A 15,019-nucleotide genomic window follows, 5' to 3' on the forward strand; every position below is an offset into this window, starting at 1 on the left:
TCATGCTCAAACTCAATTCCCGGCGCCTGGCCACTGCTGCTGCGCTGGTGCTGGCCGCCGGTACGGCCCAGGCCCATCCGGGTCACGGCGCGGCAGGCTTTGCCGACGCGCTGGCCCATCCCTTCATGGGGCTGGACCATTTGCTGGCCATGGTGGCTGTCGGCGCCTGGTCGGTGGCGGCCTTGCCGGCGGGACGGCGGCTGGCCGGCCCGGCCGTCTTTTTGCTGATGCTGCTCGCTGGCGTGGCACTGGCCTGGTCGGGTGTCATGCTGCCCGGCGTCGAAGCCGGCGTGGCCATCAGTGTGACGCTGTTCGGCGTCATGCTGCTGGCAGGCCGCCGCCTGCCGGCTGTGCCCGGCCTGCTGATGGTTGGCGCGGCGGCCTTGCTGCATGGCAGCGCGCACGGCAGCGAACTGGTTCCGGGCACGGACATGCTGGTCACGGCATCGGGCATCGCGCTCGCCTCGGCGGTGCTGCATGCGCTGGGCCTGATGGCTGGCATCCGGCTGCAGGCGATGGGGTCATGGGCCACGCAGCTGACAGCGGCGCTGCTGGGCAGTTCGGGCCTGGTGATGCTGGCCACGCGGTTGTAAACAGGAAAGCCAGCCATGTCCGCCACCCCTTTACCCCTTGCGCCCACGCCATCAGGCGATGCGGATTTCGATGCGATGGAGGTCGCCAGAGCGAGGTCCATCAAGTCGGTCTATGTCTATGAAGCCCCGGTCCGCGTCTGGCACTGGATCAATGCCCTGGCCATCACGGTGCTGGGCGTCACCGGCTACTTCATCGGCTCGCCGCTGCCGACCATGCCCGGCGAGGCCAGCGACCACTTCGTGATGGGCTACATCCGGTTTGCCCACTTTGCTGCCGGCTATCTGCTGGCCATCGGCCTGCTCGGGCGCATCTACTGGGCCATCGTGGGCAACCACCATGCCCGGGAAATGTTCTGGGTGCCGATTTTCCAGCGCGCCTACTGGGTCGAAGTGCTGGGCATGCTCAAGTGGTATGCCTTCCTCAGCGAACGGCCGGGCCGCTATGTCGGGCACAACCCGCTGGCCCGCTTTGCCATGGTCTTCAGCTTTTTGCTGACGGCCGTGTTCATGGTGCTGACGGGGTTCGCGCTGTATGCGGAGGGATCGCAGGCCGGCTCCTGGCAGGACAAGGCGTTCGGCTGGATCATTCCGCTGTTCGGCCAGTCGCAGGATGTGCATACCCTGCATCACCTCGGTCTGTGGGTGCTGCTGTCGTTTGTGATTGTCCACGTCTATGCGGCCATCCGCGAGGACATCATGGGGCGCTCCAGCGTCATCAGCACCATGATCTCGGGCTACCGCACGTTCAAAGACTGACAAGGCAGCGCATCATGCAAACCCGGTCCATGCAGGCACAACGTGAAACGCACGCGCGGGCTTATGCCCCGGCGGGGGTGCCATTGCGTGCGCCATGGCATCCGGGGCTTTTCCTGCGCCGCTATTTCCTGGCGCCCATGGGACTGTCGCAAACCGATGCGGCGCGGGTGCTGGGCGTTTCGCGCCGTCGGCTGCATGAAATCGTGCAGGGGCACCGAAGCATGACGCCCGACACCGCCATCCGTTGCGCCCTGGCCTTTGGCACCGATGCCGCTTTCTGGCTGGCGATGCAGGCGGCCTGGGACAACTTCCATGCCTGGAAGGTGCTTCGGCAGCAAAGCCGGCTGGTCGCCGGCGTGCCGGCCCATCAGGGCTTGCCCATGCGCTGGGTCGCGCCTTCCTCACGCTTTTCAAGCCGGCTTTCCGGTCCGCAATAACATTTTTTCGAGGTTCACCTTATGCGCAAAAATCCGCCCGAAAGCGCCTGTCACGGGGATGGTGACAAGCAGGAGACCATCTGCGTGATGGGCATTGGCAATGTCCTGTGGGCCGACGAAGGCTTTGGCGTGCGCTGCATCGAGGCCTTGCAGCAGCGCTACGAGTTCGCCCCCCATGTCAGCCTGATCGATGGCGGCACGCAGGGGCTGTACCTGATCCAGCATGTGCAGGAGGCGACGCGCCTGCTGATCTTCGATGCCGTCGATTACGGCCTGGAGCCCGGCACCCTGAAGCTGGTCGAGGACGACGACGTGCCGCGCTTCATGGGCGCCAAGAAAATGAGCCTGCACCAGACCGGCTTTCAGGAAGTCCTGTCGCTGGCCATGCTGACCGAAAAATACCCCAGGTCCGTGCTGCTGATCGGCTGCCAGCCCGAGTACCTGGAAGATTACGGCGGCAGCCTGCGGCCCCGCGTGAAACTGGCACTCGAAGACGCCCTGGCCCACGGACTGGCCACCCTGCGCGAGTGGGGCGCCAGGCCGACGCTGCGCACCCAGCCCCTGAGCGTGCATGACGCCGTCACTTTTTGCGAGCTGGACCTGCTGCGCTATGAGGACGAGCGCCCTTCCGAGGACTTGGCCTGCCGCTCGGGCGATGACCGCTTTTTCCCCGACACCCCGCAAACTGCCTGAGGCCGCCATGTGTATCGGAATTCCCATGCAGGTGTTGTCGCTGGAACCGGGACATGCCAACTGCCAGGGCCGGGGCCAGGCGCGCCGTGTTCGCACCGCCCTGGTCGGCAGCGTGGCGGCTGGCGACTGGCTGCTGGTTTTCCTGGACAGCGCGCAGGAATGCATCGACGCGCAGCGGGCGCAGGAAATCAACGCAACCCTGGACCTGCTGGAGGCGGTATTGCAGGGCCATGAAACGAACACGCCGGACCGGCTCGACCACGTTGCCTTTGAACTGCCGTCCCGCATGAGCCGTGAACAGTTGCTGGCACTGTCCACCGGCATTTATTAACCCGTCTGGAGAAACCACCATCATGAACACCGAAACATCAGGCTCCGAAACCCTCGTCAGGCTGCCTGTGCAGCCACCCAAGGCCGTCCCGCCCGATTCACCCCTGGTGCAGCGGCTGGTGACGGACTTCGGTGCCACCTGGGTCGATGAAAAAAGCGTTCAGGACTGGGCCGCGCTCGGCGGCGACCGGGTGGTCCTGCTGGCGGGCGACGCGGTGCGCTTTCCCGAAGGCCAGGATGTGGCCGTGGTGTTGCCCGAATTGCGCCGCTCGGCGTCGCGCAGGTTTGAAATCGCCGTGGTGCCGCGCGACAAGGAAGAAGCCCTGGCGCGGCGTTACGGCTCGAACCGCTGGCCAACCCTGCTGTTCCTGCGCGATGGCCAGTACGTCACCACCCTGCCCGGCATGCACGACTGGGAGGAGTATGTACACGAAGTCGAACGCGCCCTGGCGATGCCGGTTTCCCGCGCGCCGACCATCGGCATTCCCGTCGTCAGCGCCAATGCCAAGTCCAGCGATTCTTCCTGCCATTGAAACCTGAGGTAAACCCCCATGAAAGATTTCCCCATTCCGGTTCGAACCATCGGCCCCGGCAGCCAGGCGGAAGAAGACGTGCTGGACTACATGCCGATGCCGCAGGGCATGGAAACCTTCCGCGCGCCCCTTCTGCCCGAGCCCGAAGAGGTGGCCAGCCTGGTGCTGGCCTGCGCGGCGCTGCGCGAATCGCTGGTCCAGCTGGGCCATGCCCTGAAGGAGGGCGGCAACCGCAGCGTGAGCCTGAACGGGCTGCCCGAAGCCGACCTCAAGCTCATCAACACCGTGCTCGGCGAAGGCGAAGTCAGCGCGCTGGTGACGACCCAAGGCGACGCCTCGACCGAGCTGCGTGTGCAGGAGTCGGTGTTTGCGGGCGTCTGGCGTGTCGTGCAGACGGCCAATGGCCGGGTGGTGTCCGACACCATCGAGCTGGGCTATGTACCGCAAGCCCTGAAAGAAACGGCCCGGCAGGACGTGCAGGCAAGCATGCCGCGCTGGCAAGGCCCGCTCCCGCCCAATGTGCAGAACGCGCCCCTGCTGCTGTCGGAAATCGAGGACCAGTGGAAGCTGTGGAAACCCGGCCAGAGCGCCTACGTCGTCAACCTGACGCTGCTGCCGATGTCGGCGGAAGATATCGGCTTCATGGACCACCACCTGGGCACCGGGCGGGTGCTGATCCTGTCGCGCGGCTACGGCAACTGCCGCATCACCAACACCTGCATGCCCAACACCTGGCGCGTGGTGTATTACAACTCGCAGGACCTGGTCATCCTGAACACCGTCGAAGTGACTGAACTGCCCGACGTGGCGCAGGCCGCGCGGGAAGACCTGGAAGATTCCCATGAGCGCCTCAAGGAAGTGCTCGAATGGGTGGAACACGCATGAACTCCAGCAGCGCGCCGCGCTTTGAAGGCAGCTACCTGGGCAGCAGCGCCAAGCTGCCGGCCTCGGCGCGCCTGGAGTGCAAGATCTGCTGGTGGGTCTATGACCCCGCGCTGGGCGATGAAGTCTGGCAGATCGAGCCCGGCACGGCCTTCACCGACCTGCCGGCGCACTGGCGCTGCCCGGTCTGCGACGGCGATGCCGAGCAGTTCATGGTGTTGCTTGACACCGGCGAGGCATGAGCCATGCGCAGCACTGACAGCCCCGTTCTCAGCCTGCGCGTGAAGGCCCTGGCGGCCTTGTACCAGCACATTGCCAGCACGCGCATGCAAGGCATTCCGCTGCTGAACCCTGCCGTGCAGGTGGAGGCCGTGGGGTTTGAGCTGGTTCAGGCCGACGCATCCGACCCCGAAGCTCCTGCCTCCGGCGTCGGCGTGCTCATCACGCCCTGGTTCATGAACCTGGTCTGGCTGCCGCTGCGGCGCCTGGACCTCGCGAAGCAGGTGGGCGGCAAGGTGCCGCGCTACGTCGGGCGTGAATGTTTCGAGTTCATTGCTGCGCACGAAGACGACTTTGGCAGCTATGAAGCCTGTTCCCTGTTCTCCCCGGTTTTTGAATTTGAAAATCACCAGGCCGCCGTGGCCACGGCCCAGGCCGTGCTGGACATGTTGCGGCAACCGGCGAGCACTGCGGCCCAGGCGGCCTTGCCGCAAGCCCCTGCGCGCCGCGCCTTCCTCTTTGGGCGATCCAGCAACGTGGCTGCGCCCGGCAGAGGGGAGGCCGGCCGTGGCTGAGGCTTCACTTTCGCTGGACCAGCTGGCAGGCGCCCTGACGGTTCGCCCAGGGCTGGCCGCACCCGGAAATCTGCTCAACACCCGTCCGGACTGGGTGGCGCACCTCACCCAGGGAAAGCCTGCCAGCACGCTTCCTGACCTCCTGGCCAGTCTTTTCAACCTGTGTGGACAGGCGCACCGGCTGTGCGCCAGCCTGGCCCTACAGGCCGCTGGCGGTCAAACGGGATCGCTGACTGACACCGCCCGCAGCACGCTGCAAACCGAGACGCTGCGCGAGCATCTGCGCCGCATTGGCCTGGACTGGCCGCGACAGTTAACGGGAACTCCCGAGGCTTCCTGCCGCACTCAGACACTGGCATTGAAGGCCTTGCAGGCTTGCCCTTTGTCCGTGGGCGCATCCCCTGCCGGGCAACCCCTGAATTTCCCCGGCCTGGAAGCGTGGCTGGGTCGGCAACTGCTGGGAATGCCCGCCCGGCAATGGCTCAGGCAATGGGAATGTAATCCGCACGACTTCATGAGTGCCTGGTGCGCCAGCACGCCTTTGTGGCTGCCCGAATTGCTGCAAGGCTGCAAGTCCGTGGCGGACCTGGCAATGCCCGGCGCGCCAGCACTGCGGGCGCATGCCTCCGGCCAGGACTTGCTGGCACTGGCCGGTGATTTGCGCAGCACGCCGTCATTCACCCGGCAGCCGCTTTGGCGCGGCCACTGCGCGGAAACAGGACCATGGACCCGGCTGAACCAGCACGCCCCGGAGCGCTTTGACACCCCCTGGCTGCGACTGGGCGCCAGACTGGCGGAACTGGTCAGGTTGTCGTTGCCTGACGAGGCCAGGCGCAACGGCTCGTACTGGCTGCAGGCCGGCAGTGTCTGCCTGGGCGACAACGAGGGACTGGCCTGGATCGAGATGGCGCGCGGCCTGCTGGTCCACTCGGTGCAGCTAGATGGCCCAGGCCTTGACGCGCGCGTGCTGGCCTGCCGCGTGGTGGCGCCCACGGAATGGAATTTCCACCCCCAAGGCGCGGTGGCCCAGGTGCTGGCCACCCTGCCGACCGGCCTCACGCCGCAGCTTGAGCAGCGTATCCTTGCCTTGATGGCGGCCTTTGACCCCTGCGTCAGGTTCACGTTGAGCCCGTCGCCCCTGCCGAAGGAGAAATGTGATGCATGAAGCCAGCCTGGCCGGCGGGATTTTGAAACTGGTCGAAGATGCCGCACGGCGCGAGGCCTTTCGGCGCGTGACCGTGCTGCGGCTCGAAGTCGGCCAACTGGCCGGCGTCGAGTTGCGCGCCCTGAAGTTTGCGCTGGAAGCGATTGCGCCGGGAACCCATCTGGAAGGTGCGCGCCTGGAGTTCGAAGAGCCTGCCGGGCAGGCCTGGTGCATGACCTGCAGCCAGACCGTCGTCCTGGCGGCACGCGGCATGGCATGCACCGAATGCGGCAGTTACCAGTTGCAGCCCACCGGCGGCACTGAATTGCGTGTGATTGATATGTTGGTAGCCGATGAATAAAGGAATTGAATCATGTGTGTAGTTTGCGGTTGCGCCGACAGCGGCGAGAAAATTCACGAGCATCGCCACGAACCCGCCCCTTTGCCTGCAGCGTCGGCGCCGCAGGTCAATGCGCAGACCGGCGACCTGCACTTTGGCTCGGGTTCGGCGCGTGTGTCGGTGCCCGGAATGAGCCAGGAGCGCGCCATCAGGCTCGAAACCGACATCCTCGGTGCCAACAACCGCATCGCCCGCCAGAACCGCCTGCATTTCGAGGCGCACGGCGTGACCGCGCTGAACCTGGTGTCCAGCCCCGGTTCGGGCAAGACCACCTTGCTGTGCGCCACCATCCATGCCTTGAAGCAGCGGCATCCGGGGCTGGCGGTGTCGGTCATTGAAGGCGACCAGCAAACCAGTTTTGATGCCGACCGCATCCGCGCCACCGGTGCCCCGGCGATTCAGGTCAACACCGGCAAAGGCTGTCATCTGGATGCACCGATGGTGGCCGAGGCGTTTGGGCGCCTGCACTCGCACGGCAACCATGAAGCTGCTCATCACCATGGCCATGACCACAGCCTGCTGTTCATCGAGAACGTCGGCAACCTGGTCTGCCCCGCCGCCTGGGATCTGGGCGAACTGGCCAAGGTGGCGATTTTGTCGGTCACCGAAGGCGAGGACAAGCCGCTCAAGTACCCCGACATGTTTGCCGCTGCCCGCCTCATGGTGCTCAACAAGGTGGACCTGCTGCCGCACCTGCAGTTTGACGTGCAGCGCTGCATCGAGTTTGCGCGGCGCGTCAACCCGGGCATTGAAATCATCCAGATCTCGGCCACCACGGGCGCGGGCATGGACGCCTGGCTGCACTGGCTGGAGCATGCGATGGATGGGCAGCCTGACCACTCCCACGGACACGTCGATTCCGCCAGCCACGGCACGACCGAGGCCGTGCTGCGCCAGCGCATCGCTGCACTCGAAGCCGAACTGGCCGCAGCGCACGCCGCAAGCGCTGGAGCCTGAACACCATGCCAAACCCGGTGCCGTCGCCATCATTCCGCCCCGTGCTGGCGGTCGGCGCATGGTTGAAGAACACCGCCTGCCTGCTCGACATGGCCGGCGCTCACGGGTCTGTCCTGCACGGCGACTTGCGCGATGCCCAGGCGTGCTGCGCCCTGGAGGCATCGGTGCGAGATTTGGCCGCACGGTCCAGCCAGCCGATAGCGGCCATTGCCCACGACCTGCACCCTGACTTCTACAGCACCCGGCTGGCCCTGGCGCTGGCCGGGGAATGGCAGGTCAGTGCCATCGGGGTGCAGCACCACCATGCCCACATCGGCGCGGTCATGGCCGAGCATGGCCTGAACGAGCCGGTCATCGGCCTGGCGCTGGACGGCGTGGGGCTGGGTACCGATGGCACGGCCTGGGGCGGCGAATTGTTGTGGGTCGCGCCCGGCGGCTGGAAGCGGCTGGGTCACCTGTGGCCGCTGGGCCTGCCGGGCGGGGATGCGGCCGCGCGCATGCCATGGCGCATGCTGGCCTCGGTCCTGCATGCGCTGGGACGCAGCACCGAGATCGAGCCGCGCCTGTCGGCGGCCGTGGGCGCCGGTCCAGCCCGGATGATCCAGCGCCTGCTGGAAACCGGCCTGAACTGCCCGGCTACGACCAGCGTCGGGCGCTGGTTCGATGCCGCCGCCGCAGCCCTTGGCCTGCATCTGCTGGAACAGACCGAAGCCGAAGCCGCCATTGCGCTGGAGCAGCAGGCGGCCCGCTGGCTTGATGCGGGTCAGGCAGCGGACGCGGTGATGACGCGCCACGAATCGGTCCTCAAGACCGACACCAGCGTGCTCGATATTCGCCCCCTGCTTTGCGCCTTGCTGGACTGGCCAGAAGCGGCGGACAAGGTCGGTGCGGCGGCGGCCTGGTTTCATCTGGCCCTGGCGTATGCGCTGGCCGACTGGGCGGCCCATGCGGCCCGGCAGGCTGGGTGCCGGGTCATCTGCCTGGGTGGCGGCTGCTTCATGAATGCCATCCTGACCCGCGAAGTCACGCGCCGGCTGCAGAGCCATGGCTTGCGGGTCTGCCGGCCTCAAACGAATTCCTGCGGCGACGCCGGCCTGGCGCTGGGCCAGGCCTGGGTCGTGGCTCAGCAGTTACACATCCCCGGTTTCAGCCTGGCCGGCGAGATTGCATCCGTTGAGCCCCTCACTTCACTTCTTCCTTCTGAAAGTCCTTCATGTGCCTAGCCATTCCTGCCCAGCTCGTCGAGCTGCTGCCCGGCGAGCAAGCCATCGTCAACCTGGGCGGCATCCGAAAGACCATCTCCATTGCCCTGATCGAAACGGTCGAGGTCGGCGACTACGTCATCGTTCATGTCGGCCACGCCATTGGAAAAATAGACCCTGAAGAGGCCGCCCGCACCCTGGCCATGTTCGGCGAACTGGCCGAGGCCGACAACGACCGTGTTTCACCCTCCACGAAAGCCGCCGCATGAAATACATTGACGAATTCCGCGATGGCGACATCGCCCGCAAAATCAGCGCCCGGCTGGCCGAGGAAGTGCAGCCGGAGCGACAGTACAGTTTCATGGAATTTTGCGGCGGCCACACCCACGCCATTTCACGCTATGGCATCGCCGGGATGCTACCGCCCAATGTGCGCATGGTGCATGGCCCGGGCTGCCCGGTGTGCGTGCTGCCGATTGGCCGGATTGATCTGGCCATCAAGCTGGCGCTGGAGTTCGGCGTGATTGTCTGCACCTACGGCGACACCATGCGTGTGCCCGCCTCCAACAGCCTGTCGCTGGTCAAGGCCAAGGCCCGTGGGGGCGACATCCGCATGGTGTACTCAGCCGCCGATGCGCTGGAAGTTGCCCGCCAGAATCCCGAACGCGAAGTGGTCTTTTTCGCCATTGGCTTTGAAACCACCACGCCGCCCACCGCGCTGGCCATTCGCGATGCCCAGCGGGCGCAGCTGAAAAATTTCAGCGTGCTGTGCTGCCATGTGCTCACGCCGTCGGCCATCACCCATATCCTGGAGTCGCCCGAAGTGCGCCAGTACGGCACGGTGCCAATTGACGGCTTTGTCGGGCCGGCCCATGTCAGCATCGTGATTGGCTCGCAGCCCTATGAACATTTCTCGGACGAATACCGCAAGCCGGTGGTGATCGCCGGCTTCGAGCCGCTCGATGTGATGCAGGCGGTGCTGATGCTGGTGCGCCAGGTCAATGAAGGGCGGGCCGAGGTGGAAAACGAATTTTCCCGCGTGGTCTCGCGGGGCGGCAATTTGCAGGCCCAGGCGCTGGTGTCGGAGATTTTCGAGTTGCGCACCACGTTCGAGTGGCGCGGGCTGGGGGAAGTACCCTACAGCGCGCTGAAGATCAGGCCCAGCTATGCGCAGTTTGACGCTGAATGCCGCTTTGACCTGAGCTACCAGCCGGTGGCCGACAACAAGGCCTGCGAGTGTGGGGCAATTCTTCGCGGCGTCAAGAAACCGACCGACTGCAAAATTTTCGGCACTGTCTGCACGCCGGAAAACCCGGTGGGTTCGTGCATGGTGTCCAGCGAGGGGGCCTGCGCCGCCCATTATTCCTATGGCCGTTTCCGGGACATTCCCGTCGTGGTGGAATCAATATGAGCCCGGTTAAAAAAGCCTACATCCGGCCGCTGGACATTCGCCACGGCTGCATCGACATGGGCCACGGCGCCGGTGGACGGTCGGCGGCCCAGTTGATCGAGGAGCTGTTCCTGGCCGCCTTCGACAACGAATTTTTGCGCCAGGGCAACGACGGTGCGGTGTTCGCACCGCCTCCCCTGCCTGCTGGCGCACGGCTGGTGATGGCGACCGACGGCCATGTGGTGTCGCCGCTGTTTTTTCCGGGCGGTGACGTGGGCTGCCTGAGCGTGCATGGAACGGTGAACGACGTGGCCATGTCCGGCGCGAAGCCGCTGTACCTCACGGCCAGTTTCATCCTCGAAGAAGGCTACCCGCTGGCCGACCTCAAGCGCATCGTCGATTCGATGGCGCTGGCGGCCAGGGAAGCGGGCGTACCCGTCATCACCGGCGACACCAAGGTCGTCGAGCGCGGCAAGGGCGATGGCGTGTTCATCAGCACCACCGGGCTGGGCGTGGTAGCGCCCGGCGTGGACATTGCCGGGAGCAACGCCCGGCCCGGCGACGTGGTGCTGCTGTCGGGCACCATCGGCGAGCACGGCGTGGCGGTGCTGTCGCAGCGCGAATCGCTGGAGTTTGAAACCACGATTCAGTCCGATACCTGCGCCCTGCACACCCTGGTGGCCGCCATGCTGCTGGCCGCACCGGGCGACGTGCGGGTGCTGCGCGACCCGACGCGCGGCGGGCTGGCCACCACGCTCAACGAAGTGGCGCGCCAGTCGCGCGCCGGCATGATGCTGGAGGAGTCGGCCATCCCCGTCCTGCCCGAGGTGGACGCGGCCTGTGAACTGCTGGGGCTGGACCCGCTGTACATCGCCAACGAAGGCAAGCTCATTGCCATCTGCGCGCCCGAAGCCGCCGATGCGGTGCTGGCCGCCATGCGGGCGCATCCGCAAGGCAGGGCCGCCGCCCGCATTGGCGTGGTGACCGAGGATGCGCATCACTTCGTGCAGATGAACACCCGGTTTGGCGGCCGCCGCGTGGTGGACTGGCTGAGCGGCGAGCAGCTTCCACGCATCTGTTAACTGTTAACTGTTAACCGGGAGCAAGCCAGATGGAGACAAACCTGAACGGCGTCTATAAAAAGTCCACCAAGGGCTGGGACGAACTGAAAATGCGCGCTGCCGGACTGGATGCGGCAGCGCGCTCCATGCTCATTTTGATCAACGGCATGGATTCGCTGGCGGCTGTGGAGCGCAAGCTGGGGCGCGACATCCTGCCGCCCCTGGAAGTCCTTCAGGGGCTGGGGCTGGTCGAACGCCTGGAAACCTCGAAGCCTGCCCGCGCTGCAGCATCCAGCCCGCCGCCGGTCCAGTCCGAACCACCGGCCTCCCCTGGCAAAGAAGCTGTCCCACCTGCGCCGCCGGATGCCAATGACAAGATCGTGCGCTGGAATGCCGTGCGCCGCCAGGTCATGGTTCGCCTGGCCCCGTCTTTTGGCCCCGATCTGATGACGGTGCTGGCTCCCCTGATGAAAGCCGATTCCGACGCCAGTTTTCTGGCGGCCATCAATGCGCTGGAAACAAAAATCGCCATGTACCAGGGGAAAAAAGCGGCGGTCAAGCTGCTGGAGGGCTTGCGGCCATGATATCGCCGGTATTGCGCATCCTGCTGCTGTGCCACAGCTTCAACAGCCTGAGCCAGCGCCTGTTTGTAGCGCTCAAGGCCGAGGGCCACCAGGTGTCGGTGGAGCTGGATATTTCAGACAGCGTGACCGAAGAAGCGGTTGCGCTCTTCAAGCCCGACTTGCTGGTGGCTCCGTTTTTGAAACGCCGCATCCCCGAAACGGTGTGGCGTCGCCAGCCCTGCCTGATCGTGCATCCCGGACCACCGGGCGACCAGGGTCCGAGTGCGCTGGACTGGGCGCTGCTCGATGGCGCCCGGCGCTGGGGCGTCACGGTGCTGCAGGCTACTCATGACTATGACGCCGGCCCGGTGTGGGCCAGCGCAGAATTTGCCATGCGGGATGCAACCAAAGGCAGCCTCTACCGCCATGAAGTGGCTGATGCTGCAGAAACTGCCATGCTGCAGGCCGTGCGCAGTTTCATTGCTGGCACAGCCCCCGAATCAGCGTCTGCCGGGGCAAAAGGTGCCGGTCTTGCGCCTGCATCGGTCCGCTGGCGCCCGCTGGTCAGGCAGGCCGACCGTGCGATTGACTGGACATCTCGTACCACGGCCCAGGCACTGGCCCGATTGCACAGCGCCGATGGCCAGCCTGGCGTGGTGGACCGGCTGTTCGATCAGCCCTGCCGGATCTGGGATGGGCATGCCGCCACCCCGGAACTCATGCAGTCGTTCCCCGGTGCCGCGGCCGGTGCCGTGCTGGCGCAGCGAGACGGCGCCGTGCTGCGCGCGACGGTGGACGGTGGCCTGTGGATTGGCCAGGCCTGCCTGCTTGACACGGCGGGTGATTCAGGTTCGGGTGCGGGCGGGTTTCCTGCGCCCCGGTTCAAGCTGCCGACGGCCATGGCGCTGGCCCGGCACTGCGCGGCACTGCCCGAGCTTGCCGTGGCGCTGGAACGCGACCCGGCCGAATGGGCCGAACTGCATTACGCCGAATCAGGCCCGCCGCAGGCCCGGGTCGGCTACCTGTCCTTTGACTTCTACAACGGGGCCATGTCCTCGCGGCAATGCAAGGCACTGCTGGCCGCGCTGCAGGAAGTCAGGCACAAGCCGCTGAAGGTTCTGCTGCTGCTGGGTGGCAGTGACTTTTTCAGCAATGGAATCCACCTGAACTGCATTGAGGCAGCGGCCCATGGCCTGGGGGAAGACGGCACAGGCAGCGCCGCCGACGCGTCCTGGCACAACATCAATGCCATGAACGACGTGGCCCAGGCCCTGATCACCACGACGGACCGGATCACCGTGGCCGTGCTTCGCGGCAATGCCGGGGCCGGCGGCGCTTTTCTGGCCCTGGCGGCTGACGAGGTCTGGTCGCACCAAGGTGTGCTGCTCAATCCGCATTACAAGAACATGGGCAATCTGTATGGCTCTGAATACTGGACCTATCTTCTGCCCAGGCGCCTGGGCCAAAAGGCGGCCCAGCAGCTGATGCAGCAGCGCCTGCCGGTGTCTGCACCAGCGGCCCAGGAGATAGGGTTGATCGACCGCTGCTTTGAGTGCACGGCAGCGGAATTTGAAGGGATTTTTCGGGAGCAGGCCCAAGCGCTGGCCAACGCCTACAATTTGCCGGAACATTTGCTCCGCAAGCAGGAGCAGCGTGCCAGCGATGAAGCGACACGGCCTTTGGCGCACTACCGCCAGGAAGAATTGTCCCGGATGCACCGAAACTTCTACGGATTTGATCCCAGCTACCATATGGCCCGTTTTCACTTCGTGCACAAGCTGGCACATGCCTGGACGCCCCGGCATTTGGCGATTCACCGTTCATGAACCTCTCTGATTCACTGCCCAGCATCCTCGTGGTGGACGACGAAGTGCATTCGCAGGCTGCCATGCGGCGAACGCTCGATGAAGACTTCACCGTGTTCACAGCCAGCGATGCCGACGAGGCCAGAGCCCTGCTGGAACGCCACGCGGTCAGTGTGATCTTGTGTGACCAGCGCATGCCCGGGCTGACCGGCGTGGCTTTTCTGAAAGAGGTGCGCGAGCGCTGGCCGGACACGGTGCGCATCGTGATTTCCGGCTATACCGACACCGAAGACATCATCGCCGGCATCAATGACGCAGGCATCTACCAGTACATTTTGAAGCCCTGGGTGCCGGACCACCTGCTGCAAACCGTGCGCACGGCCGCCGAGGCGCAAACCCTGCAGCGCAGCATGAACCAGCTGGACCTGGAACTGCGCACCAGCACGCCGGTGCTGCGCCAGCGGGTCGCCCACAAGCTGGCGCAGGCGCGCAGTGTCTTTGACTTTGAGCGTATCGAACGCGGGTCGAACAGTCCCTTGAATGCGGTCTGCAGCATGGCCGAGCGGGTGGCGCGCTATGACCTGAGCGTGCTGGTGCTGGGTGAGTCCGGCAGCGGCAAGGAGCTGATAGCCCGTGCCATTCACTACGCCAGTCCGCGCGGAGGCGGCCCGTTCGTGGTGGAAAACTGCGCGGCCATTCCTGACACATTGCTGGAGTCCGAACTGTTCGGCCACAAGCGCGGCTCCTTCACCGGCGCCTATGAAGATCGCCCGGGACTCTTTCAGCGGGCCAACGGCGGCACGGTTTTCCTGGACGAGATCGGCGAGACCTCCCCGGCTTTTCAGGTAAGGGTGTTGCGGGTGTTGCAGGAAGGCGAGGTGCGGCCGGTGGGGGCGGCACGTCCCGTTCCGGTCAATGTCCGGGTGATTGCCGCCACCCACCGCGACCTGGAGCAGCGGGTGCATGAGGGCCTGTTCCGCAAAGACCTGTACTACCGCCTGGCCGGCGTGTCGATCACCGTGCCGCCGCTGCGCGAGCGCGCGGGAGACATCGCGCCGATTGCCCGGCGCCTGGTGCGCGATGTCGGCGCCGAGCTTGGCCGGCCAGGCGCCACGCTCAATGACGAGGCCTTGGCCTGCCTGATGGGCTACCCGTGGCCCGGCAATATCCGGGAACTGCGCAATGAGATTGCCCGCGCCGTGGCCTTGAGCGACGGGGACGAGATTCAGGCGCAGACCTTTTCATTGCGCGTGCTGCACGGCCAGGCCGGTCTGGCCGCCAGCAGCCAGGCCGCCGACCAGGCGCTGTCGCTGCCGAGCAGCGGCACCCTGAGCGAGCGGCTCGATGCGATTGAAACCATGGTGCTGCGCGAAACACTGCTGCGTCACCGCTGGAACAAGACCCATGCCGCCAGGGAGCTGGGCCTGTCGCGGGTCGGCCTGCGCGGCAAAATGGTCCGTTTCGGACTGGAGGGCTAAT

19 protein-coding genes are annotated in these 15,019 nt (G+C 65.5%); all 19 read left to right on the forward strand.

Annotated features, from left to right (window positions below):
• Positions 1-2 precede the first annotated feature (2 nt).
• The 19 genes from ABLV49_RS10305 to ABLV49_RS10395 are packed head-to-tail and all read left to right on the forward strand — an operon-like array spanning position 3 to position 15,018.
• Positions 3-593, forward strand: a complete 591-nt coding sequence (locus ABLV49_RS10305) for a HupE/UreJ family protein (protein WP_349281509.1) — start codon at positions 3-5, stop codon at positions 591-593.
• 15 nt (positions 594-608) lie between these two features.
• Positions 609-1,349: a Ni/Fe-hydrogenase, b-type cytochrome subunit gene (gene cybH, locus ABLV49_RS10310; protein WP_349281511.1), complete on the forward strand. Its 741-nt coding sequence runs from the start codon at positions 609-611 to the stop codon at positions 1,347-1,349.
• Positions 1,350-1,363: 14 nt separating this feature from the next.
• Complete coding sequence (locus ABLV49_RS10315; RefSeq protein ID WP_349281513.1) at positions 1,364-1,786, forward strand: HigA family addiction module antitoxin; 423 nt, start codon at positions 1,364-1,366, stop codon at positions 1,784-1,786.
• A gap of 21 nt (positions 1,787-1,807) precedes the next feature.
• On the forward strand, positions 1,808-2,479 hold the full coding sequence (locus ABLV49_RS10320) for a HyaD/HybD family hydrogenase maturation endopeptidase (RefSeq protein WP_349281515.1): 672 nt from the start codon (positions 1,808-1,810) through the stop codon (positions 2,477-2,479).
• A 7-nt stretch (positions 2,480-2,486) separates the two neighbouring features.
• The gene (locus tag ABLV49_RS10325; RefSeq protein WP_349281517.1) at positions 2,487-2,810 is read left to right on the forward strand and encodes a HypC/HybG/HupF family hydrogenase formation chaperone; all 324 of its coding nucleotides are present in this window, start codon (positions 2,487-2,489) and stop codon (positions 2,808-2,810) included.
• 22 nt (positions 2,811-2,832) lie between these two features.
• On the forward strand, positions 2,833-3,342 hold the full coding sequence (locus tag ABLV49_RS10330) for a hydrogenase (RefSeq protein ID WP_349281519.1): 510 nt from the start codon (positions 2,833-2,835) through the stop codon (positions 3,340-3,342).
• Positions 3,343-3,360: 18 nt separating this feature from the next.
• Positions 3,361-4,227 carry a hydrogenase expression/formation protein gene (locus ABLV49_RS10335; protein WP_349281520.1) on the forward strand — a complete coding sequence of 289 codons (867 nt, stop codon included), beginning with the start codon at positions 3,361-3,363 and terminating at the stop codon, positions 4,225-4,227.
• A complete protein-coding gene (locus tag ABLV49_RS10340) occupies positions 4,224-4,466 on the forward strand; it encodes a rubredoxin (RefSeq protein WP_349281522.1) in 243 nt (80 codons plus the stop codon). The genes ABLV49_RS10335 and ABLV49_RS10340 overlap by 4 nt, the downstream gene beginning before the upstream one ends.
• Positions 4,467-4,469: 3 nt before the next feature.
• Positions 4,470-5,018, forward strand: a complete 549-nt coding sequence (gene hybE, locus ABLV49_RS10345) for a [NiFe]-hydrogenase assembly chaperone HybE (protein ID WP_349281524.1) — start codon at positions 4,470-4,472, stop codon at positions 5,016-5,018.
• Complete coding sequence (locus ABLV49_RS10350) at positions 5,011-6,183, forward strand: hypothetical protein (RefSeq protein ID WP_349281525.1); 1,173 nt, start codon at positions 5,011-5,013, stop codon at positions 6,181-6,183. The genes hybE and ABLV49_RS10350 overlap by 8 nt, the downstream gene beginning before the upstream one ends.
• Positions 6,176-6,523 (forward strand): hydrogenase maturation nickel metallochaperone HypA, encoded by a 348-nt coding sequence (locus ABLV49_RS10355; protein WP_349281527.1) that lies wholly within the window; start codon positions 6,176-6,178, stop codon positions 6,521-6,523. The genes ABLV49_RS10350 and ABLV49_RS10355 overlap by 8 nt, the downstream gene beginning before the upstream one ends.
• Positions 6,524-6,535: 12 nt before the next feature.
• On the forward strand, positions 6,536-7,519 hold the full coding sequence (gene hypB, locus ABLV49_RS10360) for a hydrogenase nickel incorporation protein HypB (protein ID WP_349281529.1): 984 nt from the start codon (positions 6,536-6,538) through the stop codon (positions 7,517-7,519).
• 5 nt (positions 7,520-7,524) lie between these two features.
• Positions 7,525-8,742 (forward strand): carbamoyltransferase HypF, encoded by a 1,218-nt coding sequence (locus ABLV49_RS10365; RefSeq protein WP_349281531.1) that lies wholly within the window; start codon positions 7,525-7,527, stop codon positions 8,740-8,742.
• Positions 8,733-8,990: a HypC/HybG/HupF family hydrogenase formation chaperone gene (locus tag ABLV49_RS10370; protein WP_349281532.1), complete on the forward strand. Its 258-nt coding sequence runs from the start codon at positions 8,733-8,735 to the stop codon at positions 8,988-8,990. Before ABLV49_RS10365 ends, ABLV49_RS10370 begins: the two co-directional genes overlap by 10 nt.
• A complete protein-coding gene (gene hypD, locus ABLV49_RS10375) occupies positions 8,987-10,132 on the forward strand; it encodes a hydrogenase formation protein HypD (protein WP_349281533.1) in 1,146 nt (381 codons plus the stop codon). The genes ABLV49_RS10370 and hypD overlap by 4 nt, the downstream gene beginning before the upstream one ends.
• On the forward strand, positions 10,129-11,193 hold the full coding sequence (hypE, locus tag ABLV49_RS10380) for a hydrogenase expression/formation protein HypE (RefSeq protein WP_349281535.1): 1,065 nt from the start codon (positions 10,129-10,131) through the stop codon (positions 11,191-11,193). The genes hypD and hypE overlap by 4 nt, the downstream gene beginning before the upstream one ends.
• A gap of 29 nt (positions 11,194-11,222) precedes the next feature.
• On the forward strand, positions 11,223-11,756 hold the full coding sequence (locus ABLV49_RS10385) for a hypothetical protein (RefSeq protein WP_349281537.1): 534 nt from the start codon (positions 11,223-11,225) through the stop codon (positions 11,754-11,756).
• Positions 11,753-13,561, forward strand: coding sequence for an enoyl-CoA hydratase-related protein (locus tag ABLV49_RS10390; RefSeq protein WP_349281539.1), 1,809 nt, complete (start codon positions 11,753-11,755; stop codon positions 13,559-13,561). The genes ABLV49_RS10385 and ABLV49_RS10390 overlap by 4 nt, the downstream gene beginning before the upstream one ends.
• Positions 13,558-15,018 carry a sigma-54-dependent transcriptional regulator gene (locus ABLV49_RS10395; RefSeq protein WP_349281541.1) on the forward strand — a complete coding sequence of 487 codons (1,461 nt, stop codon included), beginning with the start codon at positions 13,558-13,560 and terminating at the stop codon, positions 15,016-15,018. Before ABLV49_RS10390 ends, ABLV49_RS10395 begins: the two co-directional genes overlap by 4 nt.
• Position 15,019: the final 1 nt, after the last annotated feature.

Origin of the sequence: Polaromonas hydrogenivorans (assembly GCF_040105105.1) — a bacterium.
Classification (GTDB): Bacteria; Pseudomonadota; Gammaproteobacteria; order Burkholderiales; family Burkholderiaceae_C; genus Polaromonas; species Polaromonas hydrogenivorans.

What these genes read in the sequence shown, in the direction of transcription:
- ABLV49_RS10385 (WP_349281537.1), top strand. Translation starts at nt 11,223, where the DNA reads ATGGAGACAAACCTGAACGGCGTCTATAAAAAGTCCACCAAGGGCTGG.
- ABLV49_RS10355 (WP_349281527.1), top strand. Translation starts at nt 6,176, where the DNA reads ATGCATGAAGCCAGCCTGGCCGGCGGGATTTTGAAACTGGTCGAAGAT.
- ABLV49_RS10330 (WP_349281519.1), top strand. Translation starts at nt 2,833, where the DNA reads ATGAACACCGAAACATCAGGCTCCGAAACCCTCGTCAGGCTGCCTGTG.
- hypB (WP_349281529.1), top strand. Translation starts at nt 6,536, where the DNA reads ATGTGTGTAGTTTGCGGTTGCGCCGACAGCGGCGAGAAAATTCACGAG.
- cybH (WP_349281511.1), top strand. Translation starts at nt 609, where the DNA reads ATGTCCGCCACCCCTTTACCCCTTGCGCCCACGCCATCAGGCGATGCG.
- ABLV49_RS10315 (WP_349281513.1), top strand. Translation starts at nt 1,364, where the DNA reads ATGCAAACCCGGTCCATGCAGGCACAACGTGAAACGCACGCGCGGGCT.
- ABLV49_RS10335 (WP_349281520.1), top strand. Translation starts at nt 3,361, where the DNA reads ATGAAAGATTTCCCCATTCCGGTTCGAACCATCGGCCCCGGCAGCCAG.
- ABLV49_RS10390 (WP_349281539.1), top strand. Translation starts at nt 11,753, where the DNA reads ATGATATCGCCGGTATTGCGCATCCTGCTGCTGTGCCACAGCTTCAAC.
- ABLV49_RS10370 (WP_349281532.1), top strand. Translation starts at nt 8,733, where the DNA reads ATGTGCCTAGCCATTCCTGCCCAGCTCGTCGAGCTGCTGCCCGGCGAG.
- hybE (WP_349281524.1), top strand. Translation starts at nt 4,470, where the DNA reads ATGCGCAGCACTGACAGCCCCGTTCTCAGCCTGCGCGTGAAGGCCCTG.
- ABLV49_RS10320 (WP_349281515.1), top strand. Translation starts at nt 1,808, where the DNA reads ATGCGCAAAAATCCGCCCGAAAGCGCCTGTCACGGGGATGGTGACAAG.
- ABLV49_RS10305 (WP_349281509.1), top strand. Translation starts at nt 3, where the DNA reads ATGCTCAAACTCAATTCCCGGCGCCTGGCCACTGCTGCTGCGCTGGTG.
- ABLV49_RS10340 (WP_349281522.1), top strand. Translation starts at nt 4,224, where the DNA reads ATGAACTCCAGCAGCGCGCCGCGCTTTGAAGGCAGCTACCTGGGCAGC.
- ABLV49_RS10325 (WP_349281517.1), top strand. Translation starts at nt 2,487, where the DNA reads ATGTGTATCGGAATTCCCATGCAGGTGTTGTCGCTGGAACCGGGACAT.
- ABLV49_RS10365 (WP_349281531.1), top strand. Translation starts at nt 7,525, where the DNA reads ATGCCAAACCCGGTGCCGTCGCCATCATTCCGCCCCGTGCTGGCGGTC.
- hypD (WP_349281533.1), top strand. Translation starts at nt 8,987, where the DNA reads ATGAAATACATTGACGAATTCCGCGATGGCGACATCGCCCGCAAAATC.
- hypE (WP_349281535.1), top strand. Translation starts at nt 10,129, where the DNA reads ATGAGCCCGGTTAAAAAAGCCTACATCCGGCCGCTGGACATTCGCCAC.
- ABLV49_RS10395 (WP_349281541.1), top strand. Translation starts at nt 13,558, where the DNA reads ATGAACCTCTCTGATTCACTGCCCAGCATCCTCGTGGTGGACGACGAA.